Genomic DNA, 15,074 nt, shown 5'->3' with positions numbered 1-15,074 from the left:
TCTCCATGTTTCCACATCTCCATGTTTCCACATCTCCATGTTTCCACAGCTCCATGTTTCCACATCTCCATGTTTCCACATCTCCATGTTTCCACATCTCCATGCTTTCATATTTCCAAGGGCTTATATTTTCAAGAGGCTTAAATTTAATAACATCTTGAATAAAAACATAAAGACAAAGGAATAAAATGAAAATCACCATAGTTGGAGCAGGCAATGCAGGTTCTGCTTGTGCGTTTATGGCTGCTGAGGCAGGACATAAAGTAACACTACTGAAAACTTCGAATCGTATTACTCATGATGATCATTTTGAAGAAATGGTCAAAAACAAGGGCATATACTGTATCGATAACACCAAAAATGGCCATTTTACCGATAGCGCTGATGATGCCGAAAAAACTTTTCAACCACTGGAATTGATTACTCGAGATCCCAAAGAAGCGATTAACGGAGCTGATGTTGTAATGGTTTTTATTCAAACCACATACCATCCAGCTTTAGCAGAAAGAATCGCAAAGTATTTTCAGGATGATCAGCTTGTTATCTTAATACCTGGATACGCCGGTAGTATCTTTTATAAAAAATATTGCACCAATAACCCTATCTTTGCCGAAGGAGAATCGACTCCTAACGATGCAAGAATTGTTGCACCTGGCACAGTGAAAGTCTTGTTCAAAAATGCTAGAAACTCACTATCGTTTTTCCCCGCCACAAGAACAGCTGAAGGCATGACCATAGCATCGCGCTTATTCCCGGCCTACGACATTGAAATGAACAGCGTTCGAAAGCATATATTTGAATCAGCACTGCATAATCCCAATATCATTGTTCACACAATAGGCTTGTATGTGATGTATCCAATGCTTGAGTATTGTGCAAAACATCATCCTGATGAAGTCCCCTATATGTACCGGGATGCGCTTTCAACTGAAATGGCATGGTTGATGATTGACAAATTAGACGCTGAAAAAATGGCGGTGTTAACAGCCTTGGGCTGTGAACCTATCCCCTATCTAAAAGCCTGTTTATTTAGGAATGAAGAAGATCTTAACCAAAATCCTAAAGCCGTTTTTGAAAGTTATAAAATTTCATCGCCTCCTGGACCGTATAGTTTCGATAACCGCTACGTAACTGAAGATGTGCCTATGGGGCTAGTTTTGTTATCATCATTAGGTGACAAATTAGGGATTAATATGCCTGAATGTAACCGTTTGATTGAGATGTGTGGCGGAATTTTAACAAGAGACTTTTTTGCAGAAGGCAGAACATTAGCATCACTCGGGCTTGATGAACTATCAAAAGAGGATCTGTTAAACTTTGTCATTGGAGATGTGCTGCCAACCAAAAAACTCATCGCGTAATGACCAAGAGTGAAGTGTCACCCACATAGATTGTATCTTCGCTCAGTGCCACTCATCCAAAGCATACTTTGGATGAGTGGCAGGTTTCAAGAAGGCTGCCGTAAATGAGTCAGCACCGCATGTCATAAGCAGTTTACAGCGCACTAAGATTAACCATCTTACTGGGTGCTAAATTTCGAGCCTCTTCATATGAGCAATTCAATATCAACAACAGCGTAATGGTAGATTATTGAGGACGTCAGTCAAGTATTCATCTCATATGCACTGTTGGCTCATTGCTCGCATCGTTGATGCATTAGACACTATACTGGCCGTTAGTCTTACTCGGTTTATGGATAGACGACGAGGACAACGTGTTAGCAAGTCCAATGAGATTGGACATCGCAATAATGAACGACTGCTTGTTGAGTTTCATAAAAGTCGGATACAAAAAAAGGAAGCCTAAGCTTCCTTTTTAGATGACAACCATTGGCTTACTTATACTTTCGCATAACCAAAGTTGCGTTTGTGCCACCAAAACCAAAGCTGTTACTCATCACAGTGTTCAGCTCAGCTTCACGGTATTCAGTCACTACTGGCATACCAGCTGCTTTTTCGTCTAGGGTATCGATATTGATGCTTGGTGCAATAAAGCCTTCTTCCATCATGATCATACTGTAGATAGCCTCATGAGCACCCGCAGCACCGAGTGCATGACCAGTCAAAGACTTAGTTGATGCAATTGGAGGTAAATCTTCACCAAATGTTTCACGTAATGCTTCAAGCTCACGCATATCACCAACAGGCGTTGAAGTGCCGTGTGTGTTGATATAATCGATTGGGGTATCAACATCAGCTAAAGCCATCTGCATACAACGTACAGCGCCCTCACCTGATGGAGCAACCATGTCATAACCATCTGATGATGCGCCATAACCAACAATTTCTGCGTATATTTTTGCACCACGTGCAAGCGCGTGTTCTAGCTCTTCAACGACAACGATTCCGCCGCCACCAGAGATAACAAAACCATCGCGGTCTGCGTCATATGTGCGTGACGCTTTCTCAGGTGTATCATTGTACTTAGTTGACAATGCACCCATCGCGTCGAAGCCCATTGTCAGCGTCCAATCGACCTCTTCTGAGCCACCAGCAAACACCATGTCTTGCTTACCCATTTGGATAAGCTCAGCCGCATGGCCAATACAATGTGCGCTAGTTGCACAAGCAGAACTAATTGAATAGTTCATGCCTTTAATTTTAAATGGTGTTGCAAGACAAGCACTTGCTGTGCTCGACATGATGCGCGGCACAATATACGGCCCAACGCGCTTCACACCTTTTTCTCGCAAAATATCAGCTGCTTGTACTTGGTTGGCTGAAGATGCTCCACCCGTACCCGCAATAATACCGACCCGAGGATCTGAATATTGTTCTTCAGTTAAACCCGCATCTTCAATCGCTTCTGCCATTGCAATATAAGCGTATGCCGCAGCATTACCCATAAAACGAAGTGCTTTACGATCAATGTGCTCTTTAGGATCTAACTTGATATCGCCCCAAACATGGCTGCGCAGCTTCATTTCTTCAAACTGATCGGAGTGAGTAATACCACTACGACCCGCTTTCAATGATTCAGTGACTTCTTGCTTGTTATTACCGATGCTTGAGACAACGCCAAGTCCGGTGATCACGACTCTTTTCATTATTAATGATCCATTCTATACAGGTAGTACCCATTTTGCTGAGCCAATGGTAGCGCTTTTATTCCATTTAAGTGGTCAGCTTTCCATAAAGAACACAAAAATAATGCCTAATATGGGATATTGAGTAAAATCCTTGCCTAAATTGTAGGATTAAAATGTACAATTTAACCCAAGTTCAGCAAATCCTACCCTGTTTTTATGAGGGTTTAATTTAACATTAAAGACGTAATCATGACAGTGAGTAAAATTATTCAGTCTATCTTAGCCATTAAAAACACTAAAGACGCCGTCATAGCCATACTCGGATTGGACTCAGTAAGCACAATAACGGACCTCATTGAGTATCAATCTGCATCAAAATCCAGGTTAACAGTTAAAATATTTTGCGCTATTGATGAGCATATTGAACAACTATTTGCATCGCAAGCATGTAGAGATCTGTTGCAGACTCGTCCCGAAACTCAGCTTGTGGCTATCGAAGGTTGTCAGCGTGTCAAATTAAACCAAGGTGCCCTAATCATTGATTTTCATCTTGGTCATTATGAACAGCAATTACGTCAGATCCCCGTTAGCAGCACACATTTAATAGCGCATTGGATTTGCGCCGCCGCAATCAATTTACACAGCATTGAAGAGACCCTCTTCTGGCAAATGGCCAAACACAGTAACGATAGCTGCGATTGCTTAATCTCAGATAAGTTACCGGTCGATATTCAACAAGAACTATACAAACTGAGTCAATTGGTCGGTTTTAACGGTTTAAATTCAAGCAACACCGATAATGTGCCTCTGATGGAGCGTCAAGCACTTAGAGCACAACAATTAAGTCAACAAGCCCCCTATCCTATTCATGCAGTCAATAGCGCTGATGAAATAGCTGTCATTGGCGGCGGCATTGCTTGCGCAAGCTTAGTGTTGTCGCTCGCTGAGCGTAAACAAAAAACCGCAGTATTTTGTGAAGACAGTGATTTAGCCCAAGCTGCATCAGGCAACAGACAAGGGGCTATTTATCCACTACTCACGCCTGATAACAATACCTTAAGTCAGTATTTTCAACAGGCCTATCTTTTTAGCTTGCATCGATTAACTTCACTTTCCAATCAAAATCATGCAATCGATTTTGATCTTTGTGGTGTGTTGCACACAGGTCATGATGAGCGTAGCAGAAAACGGGTGCTGAAAATTGTTAACGGTCACCATTGGTGCGTTAATATTGCACACGCCGTTACTGCACAGCAATCGAGTGGGCTAGCAGGTATAGACATTGACGAAACAGGAATATTCTATCCATTAGGCGGTTGGGTTGCGCCACAAGACCTCTGCAGAGCATCACTTGAACAAGCAAGCCGATTATCGGATGTATCAATCCATTTAAACACCCAAATAACAGCACTTGAAAAAAGTGATGCTGGCTGGTTTTTAGTCAGTAATAAACAACGTTTAGGCCCATACAAAACAGTGGTGGTAGCCAACGGTAAGTCACTCACTCGGTTTGAACAGACTAAGCATCTACAAGTTACCGGGTTTAGAGGTCAAGTCAGCCATGCGCCAACGAGAGCAAAATTGTCTAAACTAAGCACGGTTTTGTGTGCTAATGGCTATATGACCCCGATGAATGACGCCCTACATTGTTTAGGCGCCAGTTATATCAAAGATGCTGCCAATTTGGATTATAGTCCGCAAGAGCAAGTTGATAACTTACACAAGATCCAACAGAGTTATTTAAATAAGGACTGGAATCGTGATATCGATATATCCAAGCACAGCGCCCGAGTCGGCGTGCGGATGGTAACTCGCGATCACGCACCGATGATGGGGCCCGTTCCCGATCTAGAGGCCATTATGGCGCTCTACGATAAACATCAGCTCACACCAGAAAGTAGAAAATTTTGGCAAAGTAATGCCGCCCCCGTTCATAACGGACTCTATTTATTAGGCGGATTGGGCTCTAGAGGATTAAGTTCAGGTCTTTTAGCGGCTGAAGCGCTAGCCGCTCAAATTTGTGGAGAAGTGATGCCAATAAGCACTGACTTCATCGCACTGTTAAACCCAAACAGAATGTGGATGCGTAAACTGTTGAAGGGGAAATCCGTAGAGAGCGGCTCAGAATAAATGAGCCTATCTGCGATCCGAGTTTAACATTTGAAAAAATGTTTATGTTGGGAAGAAAAACAGTCTTCCCTAAACAATCTAGACTTCATCAACAACCATAAGCTAAGTCATAAAGTACCAGACATTTCTAGACAAAAACGAGTTGTATTTTAGCTTCAAGGTTTAACGTTCGTATGACCTTGAGTATAACGCCTCTCGATTCTGATTAGGTGCGATGACAGGGCTACAACAAGCGATGAGTAATTCAAATCTCGCTGCGAAAGGTAAGCAAGTTGAATAGAATTTGCTGAGAACTGAATGGATCGCTCTCACCTCTCGGAATCAGCTTAATGAGCAGGAGAATCGATCAAAATGAACTCACTGTCCTCTAGTACCTCAATCGTGATTAGCTTTTGCTCCGTAACCTCTGCTCCGTCGCCTTTATGCATCACTATAGACGTTTGGTTATCGCTCACTTTAATTTTCCCGGATGATGCTAACACATACATTTGATGATCAATATTTTGAATATATTGAACACCTTTTTTCAGTTTACCCCCATAAATTCGGGCAAGTTGGTTTATGTATAATGCTTCGTTTTTATCTTCAGGGTAGCCCGAGACTATTAGTGGTAGCTCGTTATTATCACCGTCCTTAGAATAGAGGTTACTTTCCCATCGAGGTTCTACATTATGTTTATTAGGCTCAATCCAAATCTGGTAAAAAAGTCAGTGGCTCTTTGCTTAAGTTATATTCAGAATGACTGATGCCAGTCCCAGCACTCATCACCTGAACTTCACCTACAGGTGTTAGCCCCTTATTACCTTTACTATCTTTATGTGTGATGGCGCCACTGCGAATAAAGCTAATAATTTCCATATTACGGTGTGCATGTGTTGGGAAGCCTGTGTTTGGTTTAACCCAATCATCATTAATCACTCTCAGCGTACCAAACCCCATACGCGCAGGATTGTAATAATCTGCAAAACTAAAGTGGTGGCTAGAGGTTAACCAACCATGACTCGCTTTACCTAGTTCATCAAAAGGGTAATGTTTAATCATGTTGTTATCCTCGTTGACTATTTGTTGAAAGCGCTTCTCTATCATGCTTGACAGTGAAGTCTAACTCTGGCCCTTTTGGCACAATCAACGTTGGGTTAATGGTGTCATGGCTCGCGTAGTAATGAATTTTTGTATAAGGCAAATCCACTGTTTCTGCAACAGACCCAAACTGGTAAAGCTCTCGTACGTAATTGCTAATATTATGAAATTCACTTAATCGGTTACGGTTACATTTAAAATGGCCATGGTAAACTGCATCAAAACGAAGCAAGGTAGTAAATAAACGCCAATCAGCTTCAGTTAAAGACTCGCCCACCAAATAACGGTGTTCACCAAGGTGCCCCTCGAGCCAGTCTAAACTTGTAAAAAGTTCATCGTAAGCTGCTTCATAAGCCGCTTGAGTAGTTGCAAAACCGGCACGGTATACACCATTATTTATTTGGTGATAAATTCGCTCATTAATCGTATCAATTTCACTATGTAACGCTGCTGGGTAATAATCATCTGTATTACCTGTTAAGTCGTTAAAAGCAGTATTAAAGATGCGTATGATCTCACTTGATTCGTTGTTAACGATTTTATTAGTTTGTTTGTCCCATAAAACAGGCACTGTTACGCGGCCTTGATAATCGGGTGCAGCTTTTAAATAGAGTTCATACATAAATTCACTTTCAAACAGTGAATCCGTATATTCACTATCCGCATCGCCAAACTCCCAACCATTTTCTCTCATTTCAGGCCTAACCACGCTGACAGTAATAATATCTTGTAGTTGTTTTAATTGACGGAAAATAAGCGTGCGGTGTGCCCAAGGACATGCCAGCGATACATACAGATGATAGCGTCCGGCTTCAGGCTTAAAAGGGCCGTCAGCTGAAATAGTGTGTCTAAAGCGACTCTCCTGACGCTGAAATTCACCTTTACTACTTTCTGTGTCATACCATTGATCGACCCACTTACCATTGACGATTAAACCCATGATTTACTCCACTGTTTATAAAGAGCCCTGTGCCGGGCGTATAATAATGATGTATTAATTAGCAATACTATTGAGTGCGGTCGGCAATAATATTATCGAGTGATAAACGTCCGCCACCTTGCAACATTAATGCAAGACTAATGATAATTAACGATAAGCCGAATTCGTAACCGTTGTTGCTCATAAATAAACCGTTTTCTAAATGCACTGTCAAAATAGCAACGATCATGGTAAACGCTAAAACAAGTGCAGTAGGCCGCGTTAGCAAGCCGATAATGAGGAGTAACCCACCAAAAAATTCTGCGCTGCCAGCCATTAATGCCATTAAATAACCAGGGCCTAATCCAATTGATTCCATCCACTGACCCGTACCCTCTAGGCCATATCCACCAAACCAAGCGAATAATTTTTGTGCACCGTGAGCCATAAAGATAAGACCGACTGGAATTCGCAATACTAACGATGACCAGTGCGGGTTAGATGTAGTTAATTTATTCAGTAGTAATGTAGACATTTTACTCTCTTCAGTTCATTGTTTTTGAATGTTGGAGCTATTATATTTAATAGCCAAAAGAATGAATAACGGTAATTACTGACCAACCAATTCAAAAGGATTGAACTAATGAATTCTCCTATCACACTAGATGCATTAAAGGTGCTTGATGCCATTGAACGTAAAAAAAGTTTTGCAGCTGCCGCCGATGAATTATTTCGTGTGCCTTCAGCGATCTCTTATACCGTCAATAAGCTTGAAGAGGATTTAGATATTGCGCTGTTTGATCGCAGTAAACGCAAGGCGGAATTAACTGCCGTAGGCAACTTAATTGTTGAACAGGGCCGACTTATTTTACAGGCCACCGATGAGCTTACCTACATGGCTAAACAGAGTGCCAGTGGTTGGGAGTTAGAGTTACGCATCGCTGTCGATAGTATTTTACACTTTCAGCCGATCTATTCACTGATTGCACAATTTCAGATTTCGCACCCATGGATAGATATTAAAGTCACTGAAGAGGTATTTGGTGGTACCTGGGATGCGCTAAGTGCGGGGCGATGTGATCTCGTTATTGGTGCTGCGGGCACTGCTCGTGACAGCAGTTTTAATATTCATCCGATAGGTGACATTGAGTTTATTTTTGCAGTCGCTAAAGATCACCCTCTTTGCCAAGAGCAACAACCTTTAAGTAATACAGTGATCAAAAAATATCCCTCAGTGGTGGTTGCAGATAGTTCAAGAGAACTAGCAGCACGTTCAGCAGGCTTACTCGATGGCCAGCCGCGTATTACGGTGCCCAGTATTGACCAAAAAATAGAAGTTCAGCTACTTGGCTTAGGAGTCGGCTATTTGCCTGTTCATCGTATACAGCAACAATTAAAGAGCGGACAACTGGTGGCGTTAACGCTGGAAAAACCTGACAACAGAAATCATGACATGTGTGCAGCATGGCGAAAAGAGAATAAAGGCAAGGCACTAGCCTGGTTTGTGGAAAAAATAAAGGCACTGAAAAACGATGTATTTTTTACCGAAGATCCACTAAATTAGCCGACATTTAATTAGAGCATTAATAAAAATGAGTAAATGACCCATATCAGGAATGCTAAGAGTAACAGCTCTAACAAAGAAAGCGGCTAAAGTGAGTTACCCTCAGACTAAATGGTTCCAATGACCTGCGGTCAAACTACTGCAGTGGCTCTAATAATGTCATTTAGCCTCTGCCAGTGTTGCGATGCTAGTTAGCCCCTGCTGCCATCAAAGCATTTTTAAAGTCATTGACCCAGCGACGATAAACCGTTTTAACATCCCCCCAGTTAAATACTTGGGTGTTTAGTTGCCACTGGTCAAAACCCTCAGCCCGATCAGCCGCTTTTGCTAACACTTCGCCGGTCTGACCGTCTTTAATCATTGCCAGTAACATCATGGAGCCTGAGTTTTGAGTATAGGTTTTTCCCATTGAGTTATAGCTTCGTCTTGAAGACTCTATCGGTGCACTCAGCCGAATATCGGTTACCGCAACTTCAATGACTAAGGTATCTGGTCCTGCTTTATCAACAAGCTCAAACGGCTGATCTTCATTGAACACACTGACAACCATTGTCGCAAATTCAGCGGACATTCTTTTGAGGGCTTCATCAGGCAGATCGTAGGTTGCATTAAGCCCATCAGCTCTTCGGTCGATACGTGGCTGTGTATAATCAGTCGGATGATCATTAGTCACCGTGGCGGGTTTAAAATACAGTGTTCGATATTGACTCCAATCGACATTTGGCCTAGCGAAAGAGATATCTAACACCGAGTTGTCAATTTTAACCAAGCCCTCTTTAGTCACTTGTGCATCAGGCCCCGATTGCATTGAAGGAGGCGCTGAGGAACAGCCTACTAGTCCTATCAATAGCGCCAGCAATACGGTTTGTTGTTGTCTTAATAGTCGCATTGAATCAATCCTTTAATTAAAATGGTCCTAGTAAATATGAGTAGCGATGGTCTATACGTCAATTAAATAATCGGCACAATTTTTTATTTTCAGAGCAAGCACTTCACCAAAACAGCCTGCAACGCTTATATACGCTCATTAACATTTACTAAAGCTGCAATTGACTAAATAAAAAAGGCCACTTTTTAAAGTGGCCTTTAATTGACGCAGTCTTGTAACCTACGCACCTTTAGCAGCGCGTAAGCTTCAAAGCGTTAATCACTTGGGGAAATTGAAACTACGCTTAACTTTAATACGATTATTTTTGTCACGACTAGAGCGGATCAAATCATCACCGATGATCATCGCGTTCGACTTTGATAGTCGGTCATAAAGCAGCACGTTAACTGAAGCCGCTAGGTTCATGCAGCCGACAGTCGGCACATACACTACTGCGTCAGCTCTATTGATAAGTTGCTGATTAATAGTGCCGTCTTCTGGCCCAAAAATATAAAGCGCTTTTTCTGGATGTTCAAATGAAGGCAGTGGTATTGCCCCCTCTACAAGATCAACGCACACAATGCTGACATCAGGCTCTACTGCATCAATTAAAGACTCTACGCCTGTTAGCGCTATGATTTCGCTAGCAGCTTGCGTATCAGTATTATATTGTGAATTGCCGTTGCTGGCTGCCAATGCGTAGCGTTTGCCGGTATAAAACACATCCTCGGCTTCATAACATCCCGCTGCGCGCATTACGCCACCGACATTGGTTGGACTTTTAGGATTCACTAACCCTATTGCGCTATATCGTTTGCTACTCATACTTAATCACTCAATCGAAAAACTAACTGCCGCAATAAGACCACGGCATAACACCTAACTCGTTAAGCCGCTAACTTGCAGCTTAGCTGTAACCAAGCATCGTTAACCAATGCATAGTCGTTATCATCGAGCTCTTCTCTAGCAAGTGCTAGACAATCAGCCATTTTAGATTCGAGTGCTTGTGCACCTTGATCATGTTCGGCTTCTAACTTCGATAACACAACGGCAAAATGGCCTTGAAGATATCCGCTTGCGAATAAGGCGTCATCATCACCGTCAGCAACAATACTTTCAATCCAATCCTGAAGTGTTTGCTCATACTTCTCTAACATTGAGGGCTCCACATACTCAAAACTATTGGAATCATTCCAACATTTAATTAATAACAGTTAACAGACTCAGTAGTTGCAGTCGTGATTACTCGACTAAATCTGGATTCGCAACCTGATACATCACATAATCATGATAGCCGGTCACCACTTTGTAATAGCCTGTAAGTTCTTTATCTAATTCTGGGTCGCCACTATCCACAATTAGTGGTCGTCCTTCAAGTGCTTTTAACTTTGTTTTTGTCGCTAAAATAACAATATTGTTCTTACCCACCCGTCTTACTAGCTCGGGGGATAACTGCTGGTTACCTCGACCTAAAATGTGGCCTTGGCCGCCGATAAGGGTAATGTATAGCTTAACTGATTGGTTTTCGGTTAATTTTAGTAATTCATCAGCCGACAAATCACTGGCGACTAATTGTCGCGCTTGAACGAGATCGACACCCAATAAGGTATTGTCGAGTCCAAGCTCTTCCATCACAGCCGCAACGGTGCTGCCAGAGCCTATAACAATGACATCATCTTCCATGAGTTCAATCGCTTCAGCAGCAATATCGGCCAGCACGAGTTCGTCGGTTTCTATGCCACCCATTTTTACCGCTTGAACATAACGCGGCTCAGCGGGAACCAGCATTTCACCAAATCGCTTGGCTTTGACTACGCCGGTTCTAAAGGCAACTTCATCGATATCCATCACATCAGCGCACATCAGGCTGACTAATTCACCCTCTAACAACATCTTGACCACCACGCCTGATGCATGGGGCGTTATCCCGTAAACCCCTGAATGAATCTTCACCCCAGCGGGCACACCTAACACTGGGATATTATCGTCAGCGATGGCAAAAATATCCCTTGCAGTGCCGTCCCCCCCTGCAAATAAAAGCAAATCGAGTGTTTCACTCAGCAGCTTCTCAACGACCAATTGAGTATCTTGCGCCGCTGTGAGCGCGGGCGCATGATAGACAACACGTACATTAAACCCCATTTTACGGGCTAACGATTCGCCCATATCACCTGATGCGGTGATGATCTCAAGCTGATTTTTATAGGGTAAAATGACTTGCAGAGCTTGTTGCATTCGCAACTGTGATTTAGGGACTGCGCCTTTAGCGATAGCTAAGTCAGCCACACCATCGCTGCCTTTTAAAGCAACACTGCCACCTAAACCCGCAAGTGGATTAATAATTAAACCAAGACGAAACCTGCTCACTTCATTGACTCCATTTAAAAGCAGTTAGAGACGGACTCATTAGCTGTTTAGGCCGCAGTGACCGATCTAGCCGGCGGGCGCTGCGATGACGGAATAAATAACACTGCAATCATTGAAAGCACGGCGCAGAATGCAGCAAAAATCCACGTTGTTACTGCGCCTGAGCCGTCACCCCATATTATTCCACATAACCAAGTACCCAATGCACCGCCAACACCAAAGCTCAAGCTGGCATAGAGCGCCTGCCCTTGGCTACGACGACTGATATCAAAATGCTTATGTACAAACTGAATTGAAGCGGCGTGGGTTAACCCAAAAGTGAACGCATGTAATATTTGACTTAGGCTGAGCCACAATAAGCTGTCGACCCCAAACGCAAGTAATAACCAACGAACAGCAGTTAACGCAATACTGATAAAGAGTAAAAATTTCACCCCAAAACGTCCAAGGAGTCGCGGCGCATACATAAACATAATGATCTCTGCCGCCACGCCTAAGGCAACAAAAATACCCGCAACGGCTTCGGTATATCCCGCTTGCTTGAGATATAGAACAAAGAAACCATAGAAAGGTCCTGCGCTCATTTGCAATAACATCGCTGAGATAAGAAACCAAATAACGGCTTTATTAAACACTAACGGTGGACGTTTAATATCCCGCTGAACCTTAGCTCTGTTAGCGGGTAGTGGGAGTGCGCTGACCAGCATACCGACAAATAATGCCATACCAATATAGGGCAGGATCTGTGGTCCCCAATGACCGATGGCAAAACCACCACCCACCACAAGAACGATATAGCCAACACTGCCCCAACTCCGTATTGCGCCATAACGGGTGGTATTCTCCCCCAGTGTTTCAAGTGTTATCACTTCTAACTGGGCAAGGATAGCGTTCCAAAAAAAGGTATATACCGCCAGACTGATAGCAAGATACATCAAGCTACCATCATAGAAAAAACTGAGGTAAGAGACTGCAGCAGCGCCTGCGCCTATCTTGATTAGCTCAGAGCGCATTCCGGTTCTATCAGCCACTATTGCCCACAAATTTGGGGCGATAATGCGAGTCCCCATGAGGATGGCTAATAAAAAACCAATCTCTTGAGCATTAAAACCGCGGCTATCAAAAAAGACACCTAAATAAGGTACCATGACGCCAAGAATAGAGAAGAAAAAGAAATAACAAGCACAGAGCCAGCGTAATTGCTGCTCTGTGTTTTTAGGCTGAAACATTAACGCATTCCAATGACAGGTGTACTGCTATTCACATCCATATTTTGTGCGCGGTGACGCAGTAAGTGATCCATTAATACAATCGCTAACATTGCTTCTGCGATGGGTACTGCACGAATGCCCACACAAGGATCATGTCGACCTTTGGTCACTACTTCAGCAATGTCACCTTGGGCAGTCATACTCTCGCCCGGCACACTGATGCTTGATGTCGGCTTCATCGCAATATGAGCGACGATAGGTTGGCCCGAAGAGATCCCGCCTAAAATGCCACCCGCATGGTTAGAGGCAAAACCTTCTGGCGACATTAAATCACGATGCTCAGAACCTTTTTGATTGATCACTTCAAAGCCATCACCAATCTCAACACCTTTGACAGCATTTATTCCCATGAGTGCATGGGCAATTTCAGCGTCTAATCGGTCAAATACAGGTTCACCCAAGCCAACAGGAACGCCCGTGGCGACCACCGTCACTTTAGCGCCTATTGAATCACCACTTTTTTTAAGATCGCGCATGTATTCGTCTAAAGCCACAAGCTTCGACGCATCAGGGAAGAAGAATGCGTTTTTCTCAATTTCGGCAAAATCAACAGACTCTGCTTTGATTGGACCCAGTTGTGACAAATAGCCATTTATCTCAATACCATGAACTTTCTTTAGGTATTTTTTGGCCACAGCACCAGCAGCGACTCGCATTGCTGTTTCACGCGCAGAAGAGCGACCACCACCACGGTAATCTCTTAAACCATACTTTTGTTGATAGGTATAATCGGCGTGCCCAGGACGAAACAAGTCTTTAATATTCGAGTAATCTTTACTGCGCTGATCAGTGTTTTCAATCAACAGACCGATTGAAGTCCCCGTTGTTTGACCTTCAAACACGCCAGATAAAATGCGCACTTCATCCGCCTCACGACGAGCGGTGGTATATCGAGAGGTCCCTGGGCGACGGCGGTCAAGATCATGCTGCATATCCGCTTCATTTAACTCAATCCCAGGAGGGCAACCATCAATAATACAACCTAAGGCAACTCCGTGGCTCTCACCAAATGTAGTGACTACAAAATTTTGACCAATACTGTTTCCCGACATCCGCTTTCTACACCTCAATTACGCAAATTAAACGAGCATCTACAACTAAAAAGTAGATACACAAATTAAATGGCCACAATACAACCAGCATTGTGGCTAGTTTCTATTATTCACTATCTTTATAGATAACAAATAATGATTCATTCTCAACAAGTTGATCACGCGTTAAAATGAAAACACCGTCTCCGCCATTTTCAAAACTTACCCATGTGAATGGCACATCCGGGAATAGCGCGATTAAATGCACCATTGAATTACCCACTTCAACCACCAGCAGGCCATCTTCAGTCAAATAATCAGCTGCATTGGCAAGGATACGCTTGGTGAGATCTAAACCGTCACGACCAGAAGCAAGACCAATTTCAGGCTCATGATGATATTCATCCGGCATATCACCGATATCTTCGGCATCAACATAAGGAGGATTAGAGACGATTAAGTCGTAGTGTGGGCCTTTAGGGATGGCAGAAAACAGATCAGATTCCATTGGGAACACCCGGTCCATAACCCCAAGAGTTTCAATATTAATCTGCGCCACGTCTAAGGCATCTTCGCTGATGTCTAACGCATCGACTTCAGCATTTTCAAATTCGTAAGCACAAGCGATGGCGATGCACGCACTGCCTGTACACAAGTCCATTACGCGATTAACTTGTTTGTTATATAACCAAGGGCTGAAACGGTTAGCGATTAACTCAGCAATTGGCGAACGAGGAACTAATACCCGCTCATCAACATAAAATTCTAGACCCGCAAACATCACTTTATTTGTTAGATATGGAACAGGTAAACGCT

13 protein-coding genes and 1 pseudogene are annotated in these 15,074 nt (G+C 43.1%); 3 read left to right on the top strand and 11 right to left on the bottom strand.

The features are described from left to right. Nucleotides 1–188: 188 nt before the first annotated feature. Nucleotides 189–1,361, top strand: coding sequence for an NAD/NADP octopine/nopaline dehydrogenase family protein (locus tag CXF82_RS05990; RefSeq protein ID WP_102043834.1), 1,173 nt, complete (start codon nt 189–191; stop codon nt 1,359–1,361). A gap of 473 nt (nt 1,362–1,834) precedes the next feature. On the opposite strand, the gene fabB is transcribed toward CXF82_RS05990, so the two are convergent. Further along, the gene (gene fabB / locus CXF82_RS05985) at nt 1,835–3,046 is read right to left on the bottom strand and encodes a beta-ketoacyl-ACP synthase I (RefSeq protein WP_102043833.1); all 1,212 of its coding nucleotides are present in this window, start codon (nt 3,044–3,046) and stop codon (nt 1,835–1,837) included. A gap of 231 nt (nt 3,047–3,277) precedes the next feature. On the opposite strand from fabB, the gene mnmC reads away from it, so the two are divergent. Continuing rightward, nucleotides 3,278–5,158, top strand: a complete 1,881-nt coding sequence (gene mnmC / locus CXF82_RS05980) for an FAD-dependent 5-carboxymethylaminomethyl-2-thiouridine(34) oxidoreductase MnmC1 (RefSeq protein ID WP_102043832.1) — start codon at nt 3,278–3,280, stop codon at nt 5,156–5,158. 326 nt (nt 5,159–5,484) lie between these two features. Here the strand turns inward: mnmC and CXF82_RS05975 are convergent. The 3 genes and pseudogenes from CXF82_RS05975 to CXF82_RS05965 form a co-directional block, all read right to left on the bottom strand. Beyond that, a pseudogene (locus CXF82_RS05975) lies at nt 5,485–6,199 on the bottom strand (pirin family protein). A 4-nt stretch (nt 6,200–6,203) separates the two neighbouring features. Beyond that, nucleotides 6,204–7,178, bottom strand: coding sequence for a glutathione S-transferase family protein (locus CXF82_RS05970; protein WP_101091491.1), 975 nt, complete (start codon nt 7,176–7,178; stop codon nt 6,204–6,206). A gap of 67 nt (nt 7,179–7,245) precedes the next feature. After that, nucleotides 7,246–7,692 carry a DoxX family protein gene (locus CXF82_RS05965; protein WP_101091490.1) on the bottom strand — a complete coding sequence of 149 codons (447 nt, stop codon included), beginning with the start codon at nt 7,690–7,692 and terminating at the stop codon, nt 7,246–7,248. A gap of 108 nt (nt 7,693–7,800) precedes the next feature. On the opposite strand from CXF82_RS05965, the gene CXF82_RS05960 reads away from it, so the two are divergent. Continuing rightward, a complete protein-coding gene (locus CXF82_RS05960) occupies nt 7,801–8,721 on the top strand; it encodes a LysR family transcriptional regulator (protein ID WP_102043831.1) in 921 nt (306 codons plus the stop codon). A 187-nt stretch (nt 8,722–8,908) separates the two neighbouring features. On the opposite strand, the gene CXF82_RS05955 is transcribed toward CXF82_RS05960, so the two are convergent. The 7 genes from CXF82_RS05955 to prmB form a co-directional block, all read right to left on the bottom strand. Further along, the gene (locus CXF82_RS05955; RefSeq protein WP_101091488.1) at nt 8,909–9,610 is read right to left on the bottom strand and encodes a DUF3313 family protein; all 702 of its coding nucleotides are present in this window, start codon (nt 9,608–9,610) and stop codon (nt 8,909–8,911) included. A gap of 258 nt (nt 9,611–9,868) precedes the next feature. Continuing rightward, on the bottom strand, nt 9,869–10,414 hold the full coding sequence (locus tag CXF82_RS05950) for an RNA methyltransferase (protein WP_102043830.1): 546 nt from the start codon (nt 10,412–10,414) through the stop codon (nt 9,869–9,871). Nucleotides 10,415–10,476: 62 nt separating this feature from the next. Then, complete coding sequence (locus CXF82_RS05945; RefSeq protein ID WP_101091486.1) at nt 10,477–10,746, bottom strand: YfcL family protein; 270 nt, start codon at nt 10,744–10,746, stop codon at nt 10,477–10,479. An 85-nt stretch (nt 10,747–10,831) separates the two neighbouring features. Then, a complete protein-coding gene (locus CXF82_RS05940; RefSeq protein WP_101091485.1) occupies nt 10,832–11,956 on the bottom strand; it encodes an ATP-NAD kinase family protein in 1,125 nt (374 codons plus the stop codon). A 47-nt stretch (nt 11,957–12,003) separates the two neighbouring features. After that, nucleotides 12,004–13,185 (bottom strand): MFS transporter, encoded by a 1,182-nt coding sequence (locus CXF82_RS05935; RefSeq protein ID WP_102043829.1) that lies wholly within the window; start codon nt 13,183–13,185, stop codon nt 12,004–12,006. Continuing rightward, nucleotides 13,185–14,279 (bottom strand): chorismate synthase, encoded by a 1,095-nt coding sequence (gene aroC, locus CXF82_RS05930; RefSeq protein WP_101091483.1) that lies wholly within the window; start codon nt 14,277–14,279, stop codon nt 13,185–13,187. The genes CXF82_RS05935 and aroC overlap by 1 nt, the downstream gene beginning before the upstream one ends. A gap of 106 nt (nt 14,280–14,385) precedes the next feature. Continuing rightward, nucleotides 14,386–15,074, bottom strand: a 689-nt coding sequence (prmB, locus tag CXF82_RS05925; RefSeq protein ID WP_102043828.1) for a 50S ribosomal protein L3 N(5)-glutamine methyltransferase, incomplete at its 5' end; no start/stop codon positions are given.

This window comes from Shewanella sp. GutDb-MelDb, assembly GCF_002836075.1.
In the GTDB taxonomy this organism is placed as follows: domain Bacteria; phylum Pseudomonadota; class Gammaproteobacteria; order Enterobacterales; family Shewanellaceae; genus Shewanella.
Note: the sequence above shows the minus strand (reverse complement) of the source record. Positions and strands in the feature narration are given on the sequence as shown.